General features: G+C 33.1%; 16 protein-coding genes. 5 read left to right on the top strand and 11 right to left on the bottom strand.

All coding sequences use genetic code 11. The annotated features are described in order from the left end of the window. From VGE71_RS05810 to VGE71_RS05790, 5 genes are all read left to right on the top strand, one after another. On the top strand, positions 1-616 hold a 616-nt coding region (locus tag VGE71_RS05810; protein WP_331137465.1), incomplete at its 5' end, for a prolyl oligopeptidase family serine peptidase. A 10-nt stretch (positions 617-626) separates the two neighbouring features. After that, positions 627-2,927, top strand: coding sequence for a beta-glucosidase BglX (gene bglX, locus VGE71_RS05805; RefSeq protein ID WP_331137464.1), 2,301 nt, complete (start codon positions 627-629; stop codon positions 2,925-2,927). 259 nt (positions 2,928-3,186) lie between these two features. Continuing rightward, a complete protein-coding gene (locus VGE71_RS05800) occupies positions 3,187-3,960 on the top strand; it encodes a glycerophosphodiester phosphodiesterase family protein (RefSeq protein WP_331137463.1) in 774 nt (257 codons plus the stop codon). A gap of 31 nt (positions 3,961-3,991) precedes the next feature. Then, on the top strand, positions 3,992-5,914 hold the full coding sequence (locus tag VGE71_RS05795) for a discoidin domain-containing protein (protein WP_331137462.1): 1,923 nt from the start codon (positions 3,992-3,994) through the stop codon (positions 5,912-5,914). Between the two features lie 165 nt (positions 5,915-6,079). Further along, entirely contained in the window at positions 6,080-7,471 is a 1,392-nt protein-coding gene (locus VGE71_RS05790; protein ID WP_331137461.1) for a M20/M25/M40 family metallo-hydrolase, read from the top strand. Between the two features lie 66 nt (positions 7,472-7,537). On the opposite strand, the gene VGE71_RS05785 is transcribed toward VGE71_RS05790, so the two are convergent. From VGE71_RS05785 to prmA, 11 genes are all read right to left on the bottom strand, one after another. Next, positions 7,538-7,843, bottom strand: a complete 306-nt coding sequence (locus VGE71_RS05785) for a hypothetical protein (protein ID WP_331137460.1) — start codon at positions 7,841-7,843, stop codon at positions 7,538-7,540. A 3-nt stretch (positions 7,844-7,846) separates the two neighbouring features. Beyond that, positions 7,847-8,299 (bottom strand): hypothetical protein, encoded by a 453-nt coding sequence (locus VGE71_RS05780; RefSeq protein WP_331137459.1) that lies wholly within the window; start codon positions 8,297-8,299, stop codon positions 7,847-7,849. Positions 8,300-8,386: 87 nt separating this feature from the next. Continuing rightward, positions 8,387-9,061 (bottom strand): YiiX family permuted papain-like enzyme, encoded by a 675-nt coding sequence (locus VGE71_RS05775; protein ID WP_331137458.1) that lies wholly within the window; start codon positions 9,059-9,061, stop codon positions 8,387-8,389. A gap of 100 nt (positions 9,062-9,161) precedes the next feature. After that, positions 9,162-10,067 (bottom strand): hypothetical protein, encoded by a 906-nt coding sequence (locus VGE71_RS05770; protein WP_331137457.1) that lies wholly within the window; start codon positions 10,065-10,067, stop codon positions 9,162-9,164. 21 nt (positions 10,068-10,088) lie between these two features. Further along, positions 10,089-10,907 (bottom strand): 3-deoxy-8-phosphooctulonate synthase, encoded by an 819-nt coding sequence (gene kdsA, locus VGE71_RS05765; protein ID WP_331137456.1) that lies wholly within the window; start codon positions 10,905-10,907, stop codon positions 10,089-10,091. A 248-nt stretch (positions 10,908-11,155) separates the two neighbouring features. Next, the gene (locus tag VGE71_RS05760) at positions 11,156-11,584 is read right to left on the bottom strand and encodes a hypothetical protein (protein WP_331137455.1); all 429 of its coding nucleotides are present in this window, start codon (positions 11,582-11,584) and stop codon (positions 11,156-11,158) included. Positions 11,585-11,936: 352 nt separating this feature from the next. Then, the gene (locus VGE71_RS05755) at positions 11,937-12,386 is read right to left on the bottom strand and encodes a 2-dehydro-3-deoxyphosphooctonate aldolase (RefSeq protein ID WP_331137454.1); all 450 of its coding nucleotides are present in this window, start codon (positions 12,384-12,386) and stop codon (positions 11,937-11,939) included. Between the two features lie 15 nt (positions 12,387-12,401). Then, positions 12,402-13,091 carry a lysoplasmalogenase gene (locus tag VGE71_RS05750; protein ID WP_331137453.1) on the bottom strand — a complete coding sequence of 230 codons (690 nt, stop codon included), beginning with the start codon at positions 13,089-13,091 and terminating at the stop codon, positions 12,402-12,404. A gap of 9 nt (positions 13,092-13,100) precedes the next feature. Further along, entirely contained in the window at positions 13,101-14,372 is a 1,272-nt protein-coding gene (locus VGE71_RS05745; protein ID WP_331137452.1) for a sterol desaturase family protein, read from the bottom strand. Between the two features lie 67 nt (positions 14,373-14,439). Beyond that, complete coding sequence (locus VGE71_RS05740; protein ID WP_057118487.1) at positions 14,440-14,715, bottom strand: ATP-dependent Clp protease adaptor ClpS; 276 nt, start codon at positions 14,713-14,715, stop codon at positions 14,440-14,442. A gap of 37 nt (positions 14,716-14,752) precedes the next feature. Continuing rightward, the gene (gene prmA, locus VGE71_RS05735; RefSeq protein ID WP_331137451.1) at positions 14,753-15,586 is read right to left on the bottom strand and encodes a 50S ribosomal protein L11 methyltransferase; all 834 of its coding nucleotides are present in this window, start codon (positions 15,584-15,586) and stop codon (positions 14,753-14,755) included. Positions 15,587-15,865 lie beyond the last annotated feature (279 nt).

Here is a 15,865-nt window from a genome sequence, read left to right as displayed (position 1 = left end):
GTACGAGCTTGGTTATGTGTTGCATAAGCCAGCAAATACAAAAGAGAAAAAGCCTTTAATAGTTTTTATTTCTGGTGATGGAGAAAAAGGAACTGATCTTGAAAAAGTAAAAATCAATGGGCCTTTAAAATATCTAAAAACACATCAATTAGATGCCTATGTTCTGGCTCCACAATGCAAAGAAAATGAGGATTGGGACATAGAATCAATTTATCAGTTGATTGTGAAAATTCAGAAAGAGAATAAAATTGACGCAGAAAGAATATATGTTACTGGTTTGAGCTCAGGAGGTTGGGCTTCTTGGAATTTGGCTTTTGCACATCCGGATCTATTTGCAGCAAATGTACCTGTCGCTGGTTTTGTAGATTTAATTCAGTTAGAACACGCTTGTGAAATAGCCAATATTCCAACCAGAATTTTCCACGGTTTAGTGGATGATGTAGTAAATGTAAATTATGCGATTACGATTTACAAAGAATTGAAAAAATGCAATGCAAAAGATGTAAAGCTGACCATTTTTGATGATGCAAATCATGACAGCTGGACAAGAGTTTATGATAACGCGGCAATCTACGACTGGATGTTTCAGCAGAAAAAAACGAATACAAACAAATAAATAGAATAGAATGAAAAACAAATTAGTCTTACTTTTTTTAGGATGTGCTGTTTTGGGGTATGCTCAAAAGAAGACAACTAAAAATACAGTGAAAATTAAACCAAAGTCTGAATTTGTGGCGGAGTTGATGTCAAAGATGACTTTAGACGAGAAATTGGGTCAGTTAAACTTGCCAACATCTGGTGATATCACCACAGGACAAGGAAACAGCTCAAATGTGGCAAAAAATATTGCTGAAGGAAAAGTGGGCGGTTTGTTCAACATTAAATCAGTTCAAAAAATCAAAGAAGTACAGAAAATTGCGGTTGAAAAAAGCCGTTTAAAAATTCCGTTGCTTTTTGGTATGGACGTTATTCACGGTTACGAAACAACATTCCCAATTCCGTTAGGATTATCTTGTACTTGGGATATGGGCTTAATCGAAAGAAGTGCTCAAATTGCTGCTAAAGAGGCAAGTGCAGACGGAATCAACTGGACGTTTTCTCCAATGGTTGACGTATCTCGTGATCCAAGATGGGGAAGAGTTTCTGAAGGTTCAGGAGAAGATCCTTACTTAGGAAGCCAGATTGCAAAAGCAATGGTAAACGGTTACCAACAACATGATCTTTCTAAAAACAACTCCATCTTAGCTTGTGTAAAACACTTCGCATTATACGGAGCTCCAGAAGCTGGACGTGACTATAATACAGTAGATATGAGCCACATTAGAATGTTTAACGATTATTTTCCTCCTTACAAAGCTGCTGTTGATGCGGGTGTAGGTTCTGTAATGGCTTCGTTTAATGAAGTTGACGGAATTCCTGCAACTGGAAATAAATGGTTAATGACAGATGTTTTAAGAAAACAATGGGGTTTCAAAGGATTTGTAGTAACAGATTACACAGGAATTCCTGAAATGATTCCTCATGGAATGGGAGATCTTCAAGACGTTTCTGCTTTAGCTTTAAACGCTGGTGTTGAAATGGATATGGTTGGAGAAGGTTTCTTAGGAACTTTGAAAAAATCTTTAGACGAAGGAAAAGTAAAAATCGAAACAATCGACAATGCGGTTAAATTGATTTTAGAAGCAAAATACGATTTAGGATTATTCCAAGACCCATACAAATACTGTGATGAAAAAAGAGCTAAAACAGAAATTTTCACAACAGACAGCAGAAAAGAAGCGCGTTCAATTGCAGCACAATCTTTAGTTTTATTAAAAAACCAAAATCAACTTTTACCACTAAAAAAATCTGGAACTATTGGTTTAATCGGACCATTAGCGGATGCTAAAGAAAACATGCCAGGTACTTGGAGTGTGGCTACAAAAATGGAAAATGCTGTTTCTTTACTAGCAGGAATCAAAGAAGTAGCTGGAAAAAACACAAAAGTTTTATATGCAAAAGGAAGTAACTTAGATTACGATGAAACTTTTGAAACTAACGCGACAATGTTTGGAAAAACATTACACCGTGATTCTCGTTCAAAAGAAGATTTATTAGCAGAAGCTTTAAAAGTAGCAGAGCAGTCAGATGTAATTGTGGCAGCTTTAGGAGAATCTGCTGAAATGAGCGGTGAATCTAGCAGCCGTACAAACTTGGAAATTCCACAAGCGCAAAAAGATTTATTAAACGCTTTATTAAAAACAGGAAAACCAGTTGTTGTAGTTTTATTTGACGGACGTCCGTTAGTAATTACAGAAGAAGAAAAAACAGTTCCTGCAATCTTAAACGCTTGGTTTGCTGGTACAGAAGCAGGTTACGCTATTGCTGATGTTTTATTTGGAGATGTAAATCCTTCAGGAAAATTAACTTCAACTTTCCCAAGAAGTGTTGGACAATTGCCAATTTACTATGCGCACAAAAATACAGGAAGACCGCTTTCTAACACAGAAGGAAAATTCGAAAAATTCAGATCAAATTATATTGACGAAAGAAACGAGCCTTTATTCCCATTCGGATTTGGATTAAGCTACACGACTTTTGATTATTCAAACATCAAAATTTCTTCTGATAAAATAAATCCATCTGGAAAATTGAAAGTAACAGTTGATGTAACAAACACTGGAAATTTCGACGGTAAAGAAACGGTTCAGTTATACATTAGAGATTTAGTTGGTTCTGTAACAAGACCAGTTAGAGAGTTAAAAGGATTCCAAAAAATTACACTTAAAAAAGGTGAAAAACAAACAGTAAGTTTCGACATTACTGTTGAAGATTTAAAATTTTATAACTCTGATTTACAATTCGTAGCAGAGCCTGGGCAGTTTGAGATTTTCATCGGAGGAAACTCAAATGCCGATAAGAAAGTTAGTTTTGAGTTAACTAAATAGTTGGTTTATTGATTAGTAATTAGCCCTTCGCGTGTTTGGTTAGCGAAGGGCTTTTTTTTAAACTAAATAACTCACTTGATGATTTTTTAAACACATAGAAACATAGATTTTTTTTGCTTTTGTTAAAGATCACTGAAAAAGCAAGCTTTAACACATAGTTATGTGCATTGAAATTAGTGAAACGCCTTTTTTTAAGCTTAAAAAAAACTATGTTTCTATGTGTTAAAATAAATTTTTGTTCTATTTAACTAGGTATATTATGAATTTTTTAAAAATATTTAGTGCCGTTTGTCTTATTGCTTTTTCCTCAGCATATGCACAAAAAAATGCAATTGTAGCCCATCGTGGTGCATGGAAAAAAAATAATCTGCCAGAAAATTCGATTGCCGCTTTACGACATGCAATCGATTTGAAATTGCCAGGTTCAGAATTTGATGTTTGGAGAACGGCAGATGATTCACTTGTAATCAATCACGATGCACATTACAACAAACTGCTTATCGAAGAAACGAATTATGCAGATTTAATAAAATTTAAACTTTCTAACGGAGAGAAACTTCCAACACTTCATGAATATATTTCAGAAGGAATGCGAAATAATAAGCATACGCTTTTGGTTTGCGAAATAAAGCCTTCGGAAATTAGTAAAGAAAGAGGACAAAAAACTGCTGTAGCGGCCGTCGAAACCATTAAGAAATTAAAAGCCAATAAAAATACCTGCTACATCAGTTTTGATTATGATATTTTAAAGAAAATCAGATCAATAGATTCAAAAACGTCTTTGCAATATTTGGAAGGAAACAAATCTCCAAAAGAAGTAAAAGCAGATAAAATCAATGGCGTTGATTTCCATTATTCTGTTTTTCAAAAACACCCAGAATGGATAAAGGAAGCGAAGGATAACAAAATTATTCTGAATGCTTGGACAGTTAATGATGCTGCAGTTATGGATTGGCTTATAGATCATAAATTCAATTACATTACGACAAACGAACCCGAACTTCTAACGGAAAGATTACAGGCAAAAAAATAATCTTTTACGCTTATAAACTTAACATCTAACCATGAGAAAAAAATATATACAACTTGCAATGTCGATTGTGTTATTTACGATAGCTTTCGTTAATACTCTTTCGGCACAGAAATTAGGAAAAACAGAATGGTTTGATCCTAATAAACCAGCAACCACTTATTGTAATCCAATCAATATTGGATATAATTATACTACACACAATCATAACGGAATTCCAGAATCACGCCGTTCAAGTGCCGATCCGGTTATTATTACTTACAAAGGAGAGTATTATTTATTTGCTACGAATCAGGCCGGTTTCTTTTGGAGTAAAGACATGTCAGATTGGAATTTTGTTTACGGAAGTTTCCAAAGACAGCCCGGCGACGACGACCAGTGTGCACCAGCTGCTTGGGTGGTAAATGACACGCTATTTTACGTTGGTTCTACTTGGAAAAGAGATCATCCGATTTGGAAAACTGCAGATCCAAAATCAGGACGATGGACACGCCATGTAGACAAAGCAATGTTGCCAACTTGGGATCCAGCGATTTTCCAAGATGACGATAAAAAAGTGTATATGTATTACGGCTCAAGCGGAAAATTACCTTTAGTTGGTGTTGAGGTTGATTACAACACTTGGCTTCCAAAAGGAAACCAAGCTGATTATGCGACTTTGTACAAAGCAACAGAAGTAGAAGATATTCAGAAACCTTACGGACAAATTAAAGAAGTTGCGATTTTGGAACCATCGGCTCACGGTTGGGAGCGTTTTGGCCCAAATAATGATATGGAACCTGCACCTTGGGGGAATTTCATTGAAGGAGCTTGGATGACCAAACACAACGGAAAATATTATATGCAATATGGAGCGCCAGCTACAGAATTTAAAGGTTATGCAAATGGAGTCCATGTTGGAGATAATCCGTTGGGGCCATTTACGTATCAAAAACACAATCCGATGTCGTATAAACCAGGCGGATTTGTAATTGGAGCAGGCCACGGAAATACTTTTGCAGACAATTACGGAAATTATTGGAATACAGGAACATGTAAAATCTCTATTAAAGACCGTTTTGAGCGTCGTATCGATATGTTTCCTGCAGGATTTGATAAAGATGATGTAATGTATTCTATTACAGCTTATGGAGATTTTCCAATTGTGTTGCCAACAAGCGAGCGTGACCAAACAAAAGGGGCTTCTTCTGGATGGATGCTGCTTTCGTATAAAAAGCCAGTAACGGTTTCTTCTTCAGAAGAATGTATGGAAGTGGAAACACACAGAATGGACAATGGCGGAAAAAAAGTATATGAGAAATTCTGTTACGGACCAGAAAATCTAACAGATGAAAACATTCAAACCTATTGGTCGGCTAAAACTAGCAATCCAGGCGAATGGCTTCAAATGGATTTAGGAAGACCAATGGAAATCAATGCGCTTCAAATCAATTATGCCGATCATAAAGCAACCCAGTTCAATAAAGCAATGGATATTTATTATCAATATAAAATCTATATGTCTGATGATGCTCAAAACTGGACTTTGGTGGTTGATAAATCTAAAAACGATAAAGATGCACCACATGATTATGTTGAGCTTTCAAAATCGATAAAAGCACGTTACATCAAAATGGAGAACATTCATAATGCATCTGGATTATTTGCCATTTCAGATTTCAGAGTTTTCGGAAACGGATTGGCAGCAAAACCAAAAGCGGTTTCTTCTTTCAAAGTAGACAGAAACAAAGCCGATTCTCGAAATGCAATGATTTCATGGAAAAAACAAGCAGATGCAATTGGTTACAATATTTATTACGGAATCACTCCAGATAAAATGTATAACAGCATTATGGTGTATGGCGACAATACATACGATTTTAGAGGTTTGGATAAAGGAACAAAATATTATTTCACAATTGAACCTTTTAATGAAAATGGTATTGGCACAAAAAATAAGATTATCGAAGTAAAATAGTTTTTATTTCATAAATGTTTAAAAGCTCCGATTTCAAATTGAAGAATTTGTAATTGGGGCTTTTTTTTCAGAAAAGGTTGCGGAAAATGTCTTTTAGCTGTAAAGAATTTTGTTCCTTTGTGAATATGCCTAAGGCAGAATAAACTCCAAAATTACTACACAACTATGAAAAAAGCGATTCTTTTAACTGCTTTAGTTTTAAACGGATTGACATCTTTTGCTCAGTCAAATGATGAGAAAAACATTAAATTATTTTATAAAAAAGCATTAACTGAGGCAAAATGCTACACTTGGTTAGAGTATTTGTCTAATGATATAGGTCCTCGTTTATCAGGATCTAAAGGTGCAGCAGAAGCGGTTGAATACACCAAAAGGCAATTAGAAAGTTTAGGGCTAGATAAGGTATATTTACAAGAAGTTATGGTTCCGCATTGGGTTCGTGGCGAAAAAGAAACAGCTTATATTCTTGATGGAAAAGTAAAAACCAATGTGGCTATTTGTGCTTTGGGAGCTTCTGTTGCTACTCCAAAAACTGGCCTTACCGCTGAAATAATCGAAGTTCAAGGAATTAAAGAATTAGCTGAATTAGGACCTGATAAAGTAAAAGGAAAAATTGTGTTTTACAACCGACCAATGAATCCCGAAAATATAGAAACTTTTACTTCATACGGTGCATGTGTTGATCAAAGATATGCGGGTGCAAAAGAAGCAGCAAAACTAGGTGCGGTTGGAACTATAGTTCGTTCAATGAATTTACGTTTAGATGATTTTCCGCATACAGGAAACCAAAGCTATGGTGATTTGCCAAAAGAGCAATACATTCCAACAGCAGCAATTAGTACAAACGGAGCTGAATTATTGAGTAAATCTTTAAAAAGAAATCCTGCTTTAAAATTTTATTTCAAACAATCTTGTGAGACTTTGCCAGATGCGTTGTCATACAATGTAATTGGAGAATTGACTGGAACCGAAAAACCAGATAATATTATGGTTGTTGGTGGTCACTTAGATTCTTGGGATTTAGCCGATGGTTCTCATGATGATGGAGCAGGAGTAGTGCAAAGTATGGAAGTTTTGAGAATTCTTAAAAATTTAAATTACAAACCAAAAAACACGATTCGTGTCGTTTTATTTATGAATGAAGAAAATGGCGGAAAAGGTGGAGCTAAATACGAAGAAGTTTCAAAACAAAAGAATGAAAACCACATTTTTGCTTTAGAAAGTGATTCAGGCGGATTTTCTCCACGCGGATTTTCAATTGAAGCTGATGATACTAATCTGAAAAAAATACAAGGATACAGAGATCTTTTTGAGCCTTATTTAGTACATAGTTTTACAATTGGACATGCAGGCTCAGATATTAGTCATTTAACGTCTAAAGCAATAGTTAAAGCAGGTCTAAAACCAGATTCTCAACGTTATTTTGATTATCACCACGCAGCAAATGATAAATTTGATGCAATCAATAAAAGAGAATTAGAATTAGGAGCTGCAACCATGACAACTTTAATGTATCTAATGGATCAAAACGGAATTGAAATTCCAAAAGCCAACTAAGATTTTCAAATATGAAATTAAGAAAGCTACGAGTTTTTACTTGTAGCTTTTTTTATTGCCTCGATTTTAAAGTTTCATCACAATCAAATAATAGAAAAATGTGATGGGAACGTTTGAAAGCAGAATTAAGATTTTAATTCCGATTTCTTTTCTTTGTTGTGGAAGATGAATAAATCGATCTGCTAAATGAACAAGCATAATAGTATTCACAACAATTGCTCCTAAAGCAAAAGGCCAAGCAATTACAAAAATGGTTGGACTTTCGTTTGAAATAAGATAAAGAAGCAACAAAAAAGTGCTAATTATAAAGGAACCAATAGCTAGTTCAGTAGATTCTTTTTCTTGAAAAGGTTTATCGTTTATAGTTTTCATGATTTAAATATTAAAAGTTTGTTGAATAGTTTGAACGGGTAGTAAAAGCATTTTCGAAAAATCTAAATAATGGTACGGAAGTGCATTTTTTCCTTTTCTGTACTGTTGAATGAAATACTTAATTCGCTTAGGATAAAATATACTCCCGGTTAAAATCACCATAAACAGATACAAACTTCTTTTTTCATTTCCGTATAAATAATATTGCATTCCGATTTCTTCATAAACAGAAACTCCGGTATTTGTTAAAACGTGAATAATATCGTGATCTTCCAGTTTTTCCTGAATATCAAAATGATTTTTATAAAGAAAATTTCCTAGGCCAAAACCTAAAGTGTTTTCAGGATAATCTAACAATTCGTTTTTATCAATTTTCCAAGGTTCATTTTTCTTGAAATATTTTTGATACGGTTTTTTAGATGATTCATATAGTTTTTCAATCAAATAATCTCTCATAATAATATTTTTTAAAGTTCTTTGAATTTCAAAGTAAAAAAGAAAATAAAAAAGCTAGAAATAGTGAGCGGTCTAGCTTTTAAAATATTAGTAAGTGTCTATTACTGTTTTTAATAAATTAGAATCGGAAAGATCAGAAGGAGCAACGACTTTTTCTTGTAACGGAACATCATTCCCATATCGTTCTTTTAATATTTTCTGAACTCGAGGATCTTTCAAATTAAAATCTTTCAATTCTCGAAGTTTAGATAATTCAATTCCTGCTGCGTTTTTGTAGATTTTCCAAATAAGTTCAGAGCAATAAATTCTGTTATCTGTCCATTCAAAATAAGCATCATAATCTTTACCATCAAACTGCTGACTATAATCCTTCATCTTTTGTAAAACTTCAGGTTTTAAAACAGTGTCATCTTTCAATCGTTTCACCACATATTTATGGTCTCTTCCATGTTTGATCCAATCTTCAAGCGGAGTCAATTTTACTGGCTGAACCGCTTCAAAAACAAACCATTTTCCGTTAATATCATAAATAATTCCACAATGAGAAAATTTAGAATTTGTCGCAATACGAACCGCTTCGCACTGCTTAGATTCTGATGTCTGAAAAATGATATCTCCATCTTTATATTTGCTTGTAGTAGCTTTTTCCTGTTTAGTTCCTGTAAAAGGATTATTCGGAAACATTTTTGTAGCTACAAATAGAGCGCAAGCAAAACTTATAATAAATGTGATAACCGGAAATAAATATTTTCTCTTTTTCATAAAGTATGTTTTTAAAGTACTTTGAAGTACAAAGTAAATAATAAAAAAAATAGCTGCCAAATAAAATGACAGCTATTTTTCAAATATATTTTATGCAATATTAGATTCTAAAGATTCCTCCAACAGCAATAATACGTTGGAAATAAGTAAAGTGCTGAGAAGCTTTATCTTCTGGACTTGTTGTAGTTTTAATATCCTGCATGTTGATATAACCACCTTTTAACTCTCCTTGAATGTAGAAATGTTTAAAAAAGGTAACATTTAAACCCGCTTTGGCAGAAACACCGTAACCAGAAACGTGAAAATCATCATGACGTTCTTTTCCTAAAAGAGTAGTGTTTGTTTTAGGATATAAAACTCCAACTCCAAGACCTTCAGTTAAATTAATCTGAACTTTATCAATATTTGGCAATCCAAACCATTTTGAAACGTCATCAAATCTAGCCACCTCAGTATTAATGTAGTTCAAACCATCAGTATGCTCATACATTAAAAAAGCAGGACCGTTTGCATTTATTTCACCATTGCCATAACCACCTTCTTTAGCTCCACCTTGAGACATGTCTACTGGTCTGTTGTTGTACTCTCCATTGTAAATTGAAGCTGGATCATCTGAAGGTAAATTGATATATCCGTTTACTCTTGCAGTTTGGTCTTGTGACATTACATATTTCATGTGATCAACACCAATGGTAACACTGTAATGATCGCTAAAGAAATATCCCAATCTCAAATTTGTTTGAGGAATAGTCATATTCGCAGGATTAATGTAATCAACATGCCAACCTTTCGGTTTATCATGAGCTGCCATGTTTTCAACTGTAAAGTTGTAATCCTTACCTCTAAAGTTTACATCAGATTTTGAGTAACTTTCTCTATTACCACCCCACATTACAAAGAATTTTCCTTTGTTGTGAGCTGCATATTTTTGTACAGGTATTTCTTCCTGAGCAAATGTGTTTAAAGAAACACAAGCCAGTAAGAAAAATAAAATTTTTGTTTTCAAAGAACTTAAGTATTATAATTATTAGAATGAGTTAATTGTTTTTCTAATAGCAACTAATTTGTTCATTAAGCCTTCGAAATAATCTAAATGAAGCATGTTAGCGCCATCACTTTTTGCGTTAGCAGGATCGAAATGAGTTTCGATAAAAATACCATCAACACCTACAGCAATACCAGCTTTGGCAACTGTTTCGATCATATCTGGTCTTCCGCCTGTAACACCTGCCGTTTGGTTAGGTTGTTGTAACGAATGTGTAACGTCCAAAACGGTACTTGCATATTGTTGCATAGTAGGAATTCCTCTAAAGTCAACAATCATGTCTTGGTATCCAAACATAGTACCGCGATCAGTAACCATAACATTTTCATTGTTACAGTCTAAAACCTTTTGAACAGCATGTTTCATGCTCTCCGGACTCATAAATTGTCCTTTTTTCAGGTTTACTGTTTTTCCTGTATTTGCCGCAGCAACAACAAGATCAGTCTGGCGAACCAAGAAAGCTGGAATCTGCAATACATCTACGTATTGAGCAGCCATATCAGCATCTTCGTTTGTATGAATATCAGTAACAGTTGGAACATGAAAAGTTTCAGAAACTTTTCTTAAGATTTTTAATGCTTTTTCGTCACCAATTCCAGAGAAACTGTCAATTCTGGAACGATTTGCTTTTTTGAAAGATCCTTTAAACACATAAGGAATCTGAAGATTGTCGGTAATACCAACTAATTTTTCAGCAATTCTAAGCGCCATTTCTTCTCCTTCGATAGCACAAGGCCCCGCCAATAAAAAGAAATTCCCGCTGTCAGTATGCTTAATTTGAGGAATATGTTGTATGTTCATAATATGATTTTTTGACAGTGCAAAGGTAGTTATGATTTATGAGTTTCAGATGAAGATTTAAGATTATTTTATGAAGCTAATCCTGCTATTCGCTGCAATTTTTTTCTCCAAATCCTTTTTTTCTAGATCCTTGCAGGAGCTTCCGTTGGTCGCTCTGCAACGACCAGAAAAAATAGGCTTTCTCAAAAAAAGATTTCCGCTACTATCAGGGCTAGGAGTTTAGTGGAATTACGAAAAATTAACTTAAATTATCGAGTGATTTTAGTGTAATAACGCCAAAAGAGAATCTGGCCAATAAAAAGCAAAGCAGTAAGAAAATAAATAACAAAGTAAATTCTCCAAATAAAATTTTCAGGATTAAGCGGATCAAATTTGATTAGCTCAAATGAATCGGTTTTGGAAAAAATAATAGCAGGAATGGTAAATAAAAAATGAATTAAAAAATGCTTTAAACTTATTTCAGTTTTGTTTTTAGAAAGCTTCCAATAGAGATATACAGAAATACTTAAAACAATGAAAATAAACAAATCATTAATAATTACACCTCCAAAAAGATTTGTATTCCATCCCGGAACTAAAGATGACAAGGAATCAAACCCTACAAAAAATATAAAATAGGGAAACATTAATACTAATAAAACCAAGAAGATTATAAACGCATATTTTGTTTTAATCATGAGGTTGCGCTTTTTTATCTTTCCATCTTTTAATAAAGAATTGAATTAGAAATATTAAAATGAGAACAAAGAGCAAAAAGAAACACGCTAAAACAATTCCTAAAAGAGGCATCCCACACCTTGCGGGATTTGGATATTGTTCGTATTTTTTAGAAAAATTGTATTCTGTTATATAAAATGCAATAAAAGAAAATAGAATATAGGCAATAAAACTGATCCACGAGATTCTGCTAAACTTTAAAAAAGCCGGTTTGTAGATTGTTTTGGTACCAAATAATAATTGAAATAATATCGGCAGAACAAGTAGTAATAACGGAATTATATCAAGCATAATCTTTTAAATATAAGCTGTTTATTGTTTCAATCTCAATCCCATAGGAACCATTAAAATTCCTTTTTCATAAATGTTTAAATACAATTTTACAGGCTTTTTCTGTCCATCCCATTTCAATTCGTAAACATTTAAAAATCCAGCTCCCATATTACTTCTTTTGGTTGGAAACGGACAGCAGGTTTCTAGTTTGGTAAAGGTTATTTTTTCGCCACTTGGACCTGCTAAGGCATTTAGAAAACGAGCTTCGTTCAAAGTTTCGCTATTCGTATTTTGAAAAAACAGATTGACAGGATAATCAGGATCGTAACCGTATTTTTTGTCTTTCGCAAACTGAGTAATTACAAAAGTATTATCTCTTTTTAAAACCAGATCAGGAGCATTGTCGTCTACATTTTTTAAAGTCGATTTTGTACTTACACAAGAAGAAGCAGTAATTAATAAAATTATAAAAAGCGTTAATTTTTTCATGAGTATTTTGATAGACTATATTAGGGTTGCTGTACTTTTTTTAGGGTTTAGTTTTAAAACACCAAGTACAATCAGATATTGTGCCAGAAGGTAGGTAAGCATTATAAAAAAGGAACTTTTTGGAATCGGAAGATAAAACTTATTTACGGCCAGAATACTATCTGAAACCACAAAGAAAAAAGCGCCTAAAAAAATGAGCAAATTTCCTGGTTTTTCCCAAACTAAAAGTCCGTTAAAGGCAAATAAAAGCATGATCGAAATAACAGTTGCATAGATAGAAACCGGAATTTCAAGATCTCCCAAATGTGGTATTAAAAAAGAAACCATTCCGATTAAATATGCTGCAATTAAGATGCTTCCAATCACAAAAAATGTTTTGTTCTGTTTTTTTCTAATTCTATTTAGCTTATTAAATAAAATGCAATATAGAATATGAGCAATTAAAAAGAATACTAAACCTAAGATAAAATATATTTCACCCAAATCAGTAAAAAGCAGAATAACATCTCCAATCCAGGAAAGTAAAAGTGCTGCCAAAACGGTATTTTGAGTTGGAAATTTTCTATGGAAATAAGCTCCAAATCCAAGAATTGGTATTAAAATGGGTTTTAAAAACAGATCGAAACGTTCATAACCCAACACCAGAAGGGCCAGATAAAAAATGCTGAACGCAATGTAAATTTTAAAAAAAGATGAATTTCTCATAATAGGGGATTATGAATTATATACAGGTTTTGGTTGGTTTTTAAATTCAATACTAACAAAATATACTGTCGTTAAAAATGAGAGTATCAAATATGTAAAAATAATATAATTACCAATTGGAATTACATTATTTAAACCAAACCAGTCTCCATAATAACCAATAATACAGATCACAACTCCCAGTCTTAAACCTTCCCACAAAACGGCAAACCGACTTTTATCCATCAATTCTGTGTAACTATAAATGGTGATAAAAATAAAAAAGCCGTAAATAAATATATTTGGAAGACCAATTCTGGCAATATTATCAAATAAAAAACTAACAAAAAGTAAAGTGATTAAAACCTGAATCACAGACCAATTTATAAGTTTTTGAGAGTTTTGCGTTCCGTATTTTTCAAAATCAAAAACATTTTCGATTTTGTTGACAGGATATTTTTGCTCAAAATTTTCAGGACGCCAACCTGTAGGTTTAAACCAAATGGTCAATTTATCTTTCCATTTTGGAGCACGCCAGGCATCTTTTATCAATAAACTTAAATGCTGAAAATTTATCTTAATCGGATTCCATGTATTGGCAGGTCTTGTAATTCCAAATACAGGCAGAACATTATCTAATTCTTCTTGGAAAGTACCAAAAAGCTTATCCCAAAAAATAAAAATCTGAGAATGATTTTTGTCTAAATATTCAGGATTAATCGCATGATGTACCCGATGATGAGAAGGAGTCACCAAAATATGCTCTAGAAATCCCATTTTTTTAATATGTTTGGTATGATACCAAAATTGTAAAAACAAATGAATTGGAAGTGTTATTGCAATCACAGAAGCAGGAACGCCCAACAGAGCCGCTGGAATTAATAAAAAAGTAAATAAATTAACTAAACTGGCAATGGGTTGGCGTAATGCACAGGCGAGATTAAACTCTTCACTGCTATGGTGTATGGCATGCTTGTTCCAAAGAAAGTTAATTTGATGTGCCAAACGATGGCTCCAATAGCCGTAAAAATCAATTACAAAGAAAGCAATGAAGTAGGAGAGAACATTTGCTTCTAAATGTTGTAGTGCGATTTTAGAAACCAGCCATTCGTAGGAAAGAAAAGTGATACTTAAGCCCAAAACATCTTTTACAGAATTGGTTATTCCCGAACTAATACTCGATACACTGTCTATAAGAGGAGCCGTATCATTTTTGGTATAAATGCCATATATTTTTTCAATGATAATTAAGGTCAAAAAAATAGGCATTGCAATAATCAATATCTTTCCATATTCCTCCATAAAAAAAGCATTCTATTCAATTCAAATATAGAATAAAATAGAATGCTTTTTTAAAAATTATTTTAAACTAAACAATTTCAGCGCTGAGACCTGCTTCTAAAAGTTGTGTACATTGAGGTTTTAATTTGTCAATCGGACCTGTTTTTACAGTGCATTTTCCGTTGTAATGTACAATCAAAGAACATTGTTCAGCTTGTTCGGCCGTGTGGCTGCATACACGCATAAGAGTGTCAATTACGTGATCAAAAGTGTTTACGTCGTCATTGTAAACGATAATTTCGTTATTGAAACCCGTTGCTTCTTTCTCGCGAATTCTTTCTCTAACTTTTTCTTTAGTACTCATTTTTTTTAGTTTTTTGTACTGATGTAATTACTATTATCTAATTTACGTATTTTAATGATACCCAGTTGTTTCTTTGAAACTTTTTAACATAAGTTAAACCTTTTTCAACGCAGGAAGCATCAATAAAAGGAATATCTTCTTCATAAAAACCACTAAAAAGTATAATTCCTTTTGGGTTTAAAGCATCAACATAAGCCTGCATATCATTCAATAAAATATTTCTGTTGATGTTGGCAATAATCAAATCATATTTTTTGCCAGCTAATAAAGCGGCATCGCCCTCATAAACGCTGATGTGTTTACAATTATTGCGTTCGGCGTTTTCAATAGAATTCAAATAACACCAATTATCAATATCAATAGCATCGATTGGTTCTGCACCTTTCATTTCGGCTAAAATAGCTAAAATAGCTGTTCCGCAACCCATATCAAGAGTTTTTAAACCTTTCACATCCATTTCTAGTAAATGCTGAATCATCATGTGTGTTGTTTCATGATGACCTGTTCCAAAACTCATTTTAGGTTCGATTACAATATCAAACTCAGCAACTGTTTTTGGGTGAAAAGGAGCGCGAACATGGCATTTTCCGTCTACATCAATTGGTTCAAAATTCTTTTCCCATTCTTCGTTCCAGTTAACTTGGTCGATTTCTTCAATCGTATATTCAATTTTAAACTCTTCCGATTGTAAAATGTAAATATCATCCAGAATGTTTTCATCCCATAAATCCTTCTTCACAAAAGCTGAAATTCCGTTTTCAGTTTCTGTAAAACTTTCAAACGCTTTTTCGCCCAATTCAGCCACTAAAATTTCAGAACCTAATTCTTTCGGCTCAATCGTAAAATGATATCCTAAATATATATTTGACATAAAAAAAATTTTTGCAAAGGTAAGTCTTAAATTATAATTAGAATCAAATTCCAATTTAAAAAATCCCAAATTAAGAGCAAATCCCAATTTTAAAAATTCCAAATTCCAAAACGAAAAAACCATTCGCTTTGCGAATGGTTTTTTGTAAAATCTAAAATCTAAAATCTAAAATCTAAAATCTAAAATCTAAAATCTAAAATCTAAAATCTAAAATCTAAAATCTAAAATCTAAAATCTAAAATCTAAAATCTAAAATCTAAAATCTAAAATCTAAAATCT

This window comes from Flavobacterium sp. (genome assembly GCF_036405015.1).
Taxonomy (GTDB): domain Bacteria; phylum Bacteroidota; class Bacteroidia; order Flavobacteriales; family Flavobacteriaceae; genus Flavobacterium.
The sequence above is the reverse complement of the archived record's forward strand: the minus strand, read 5'-3'. Positions and strand labels throughout refer to the sequence as shown.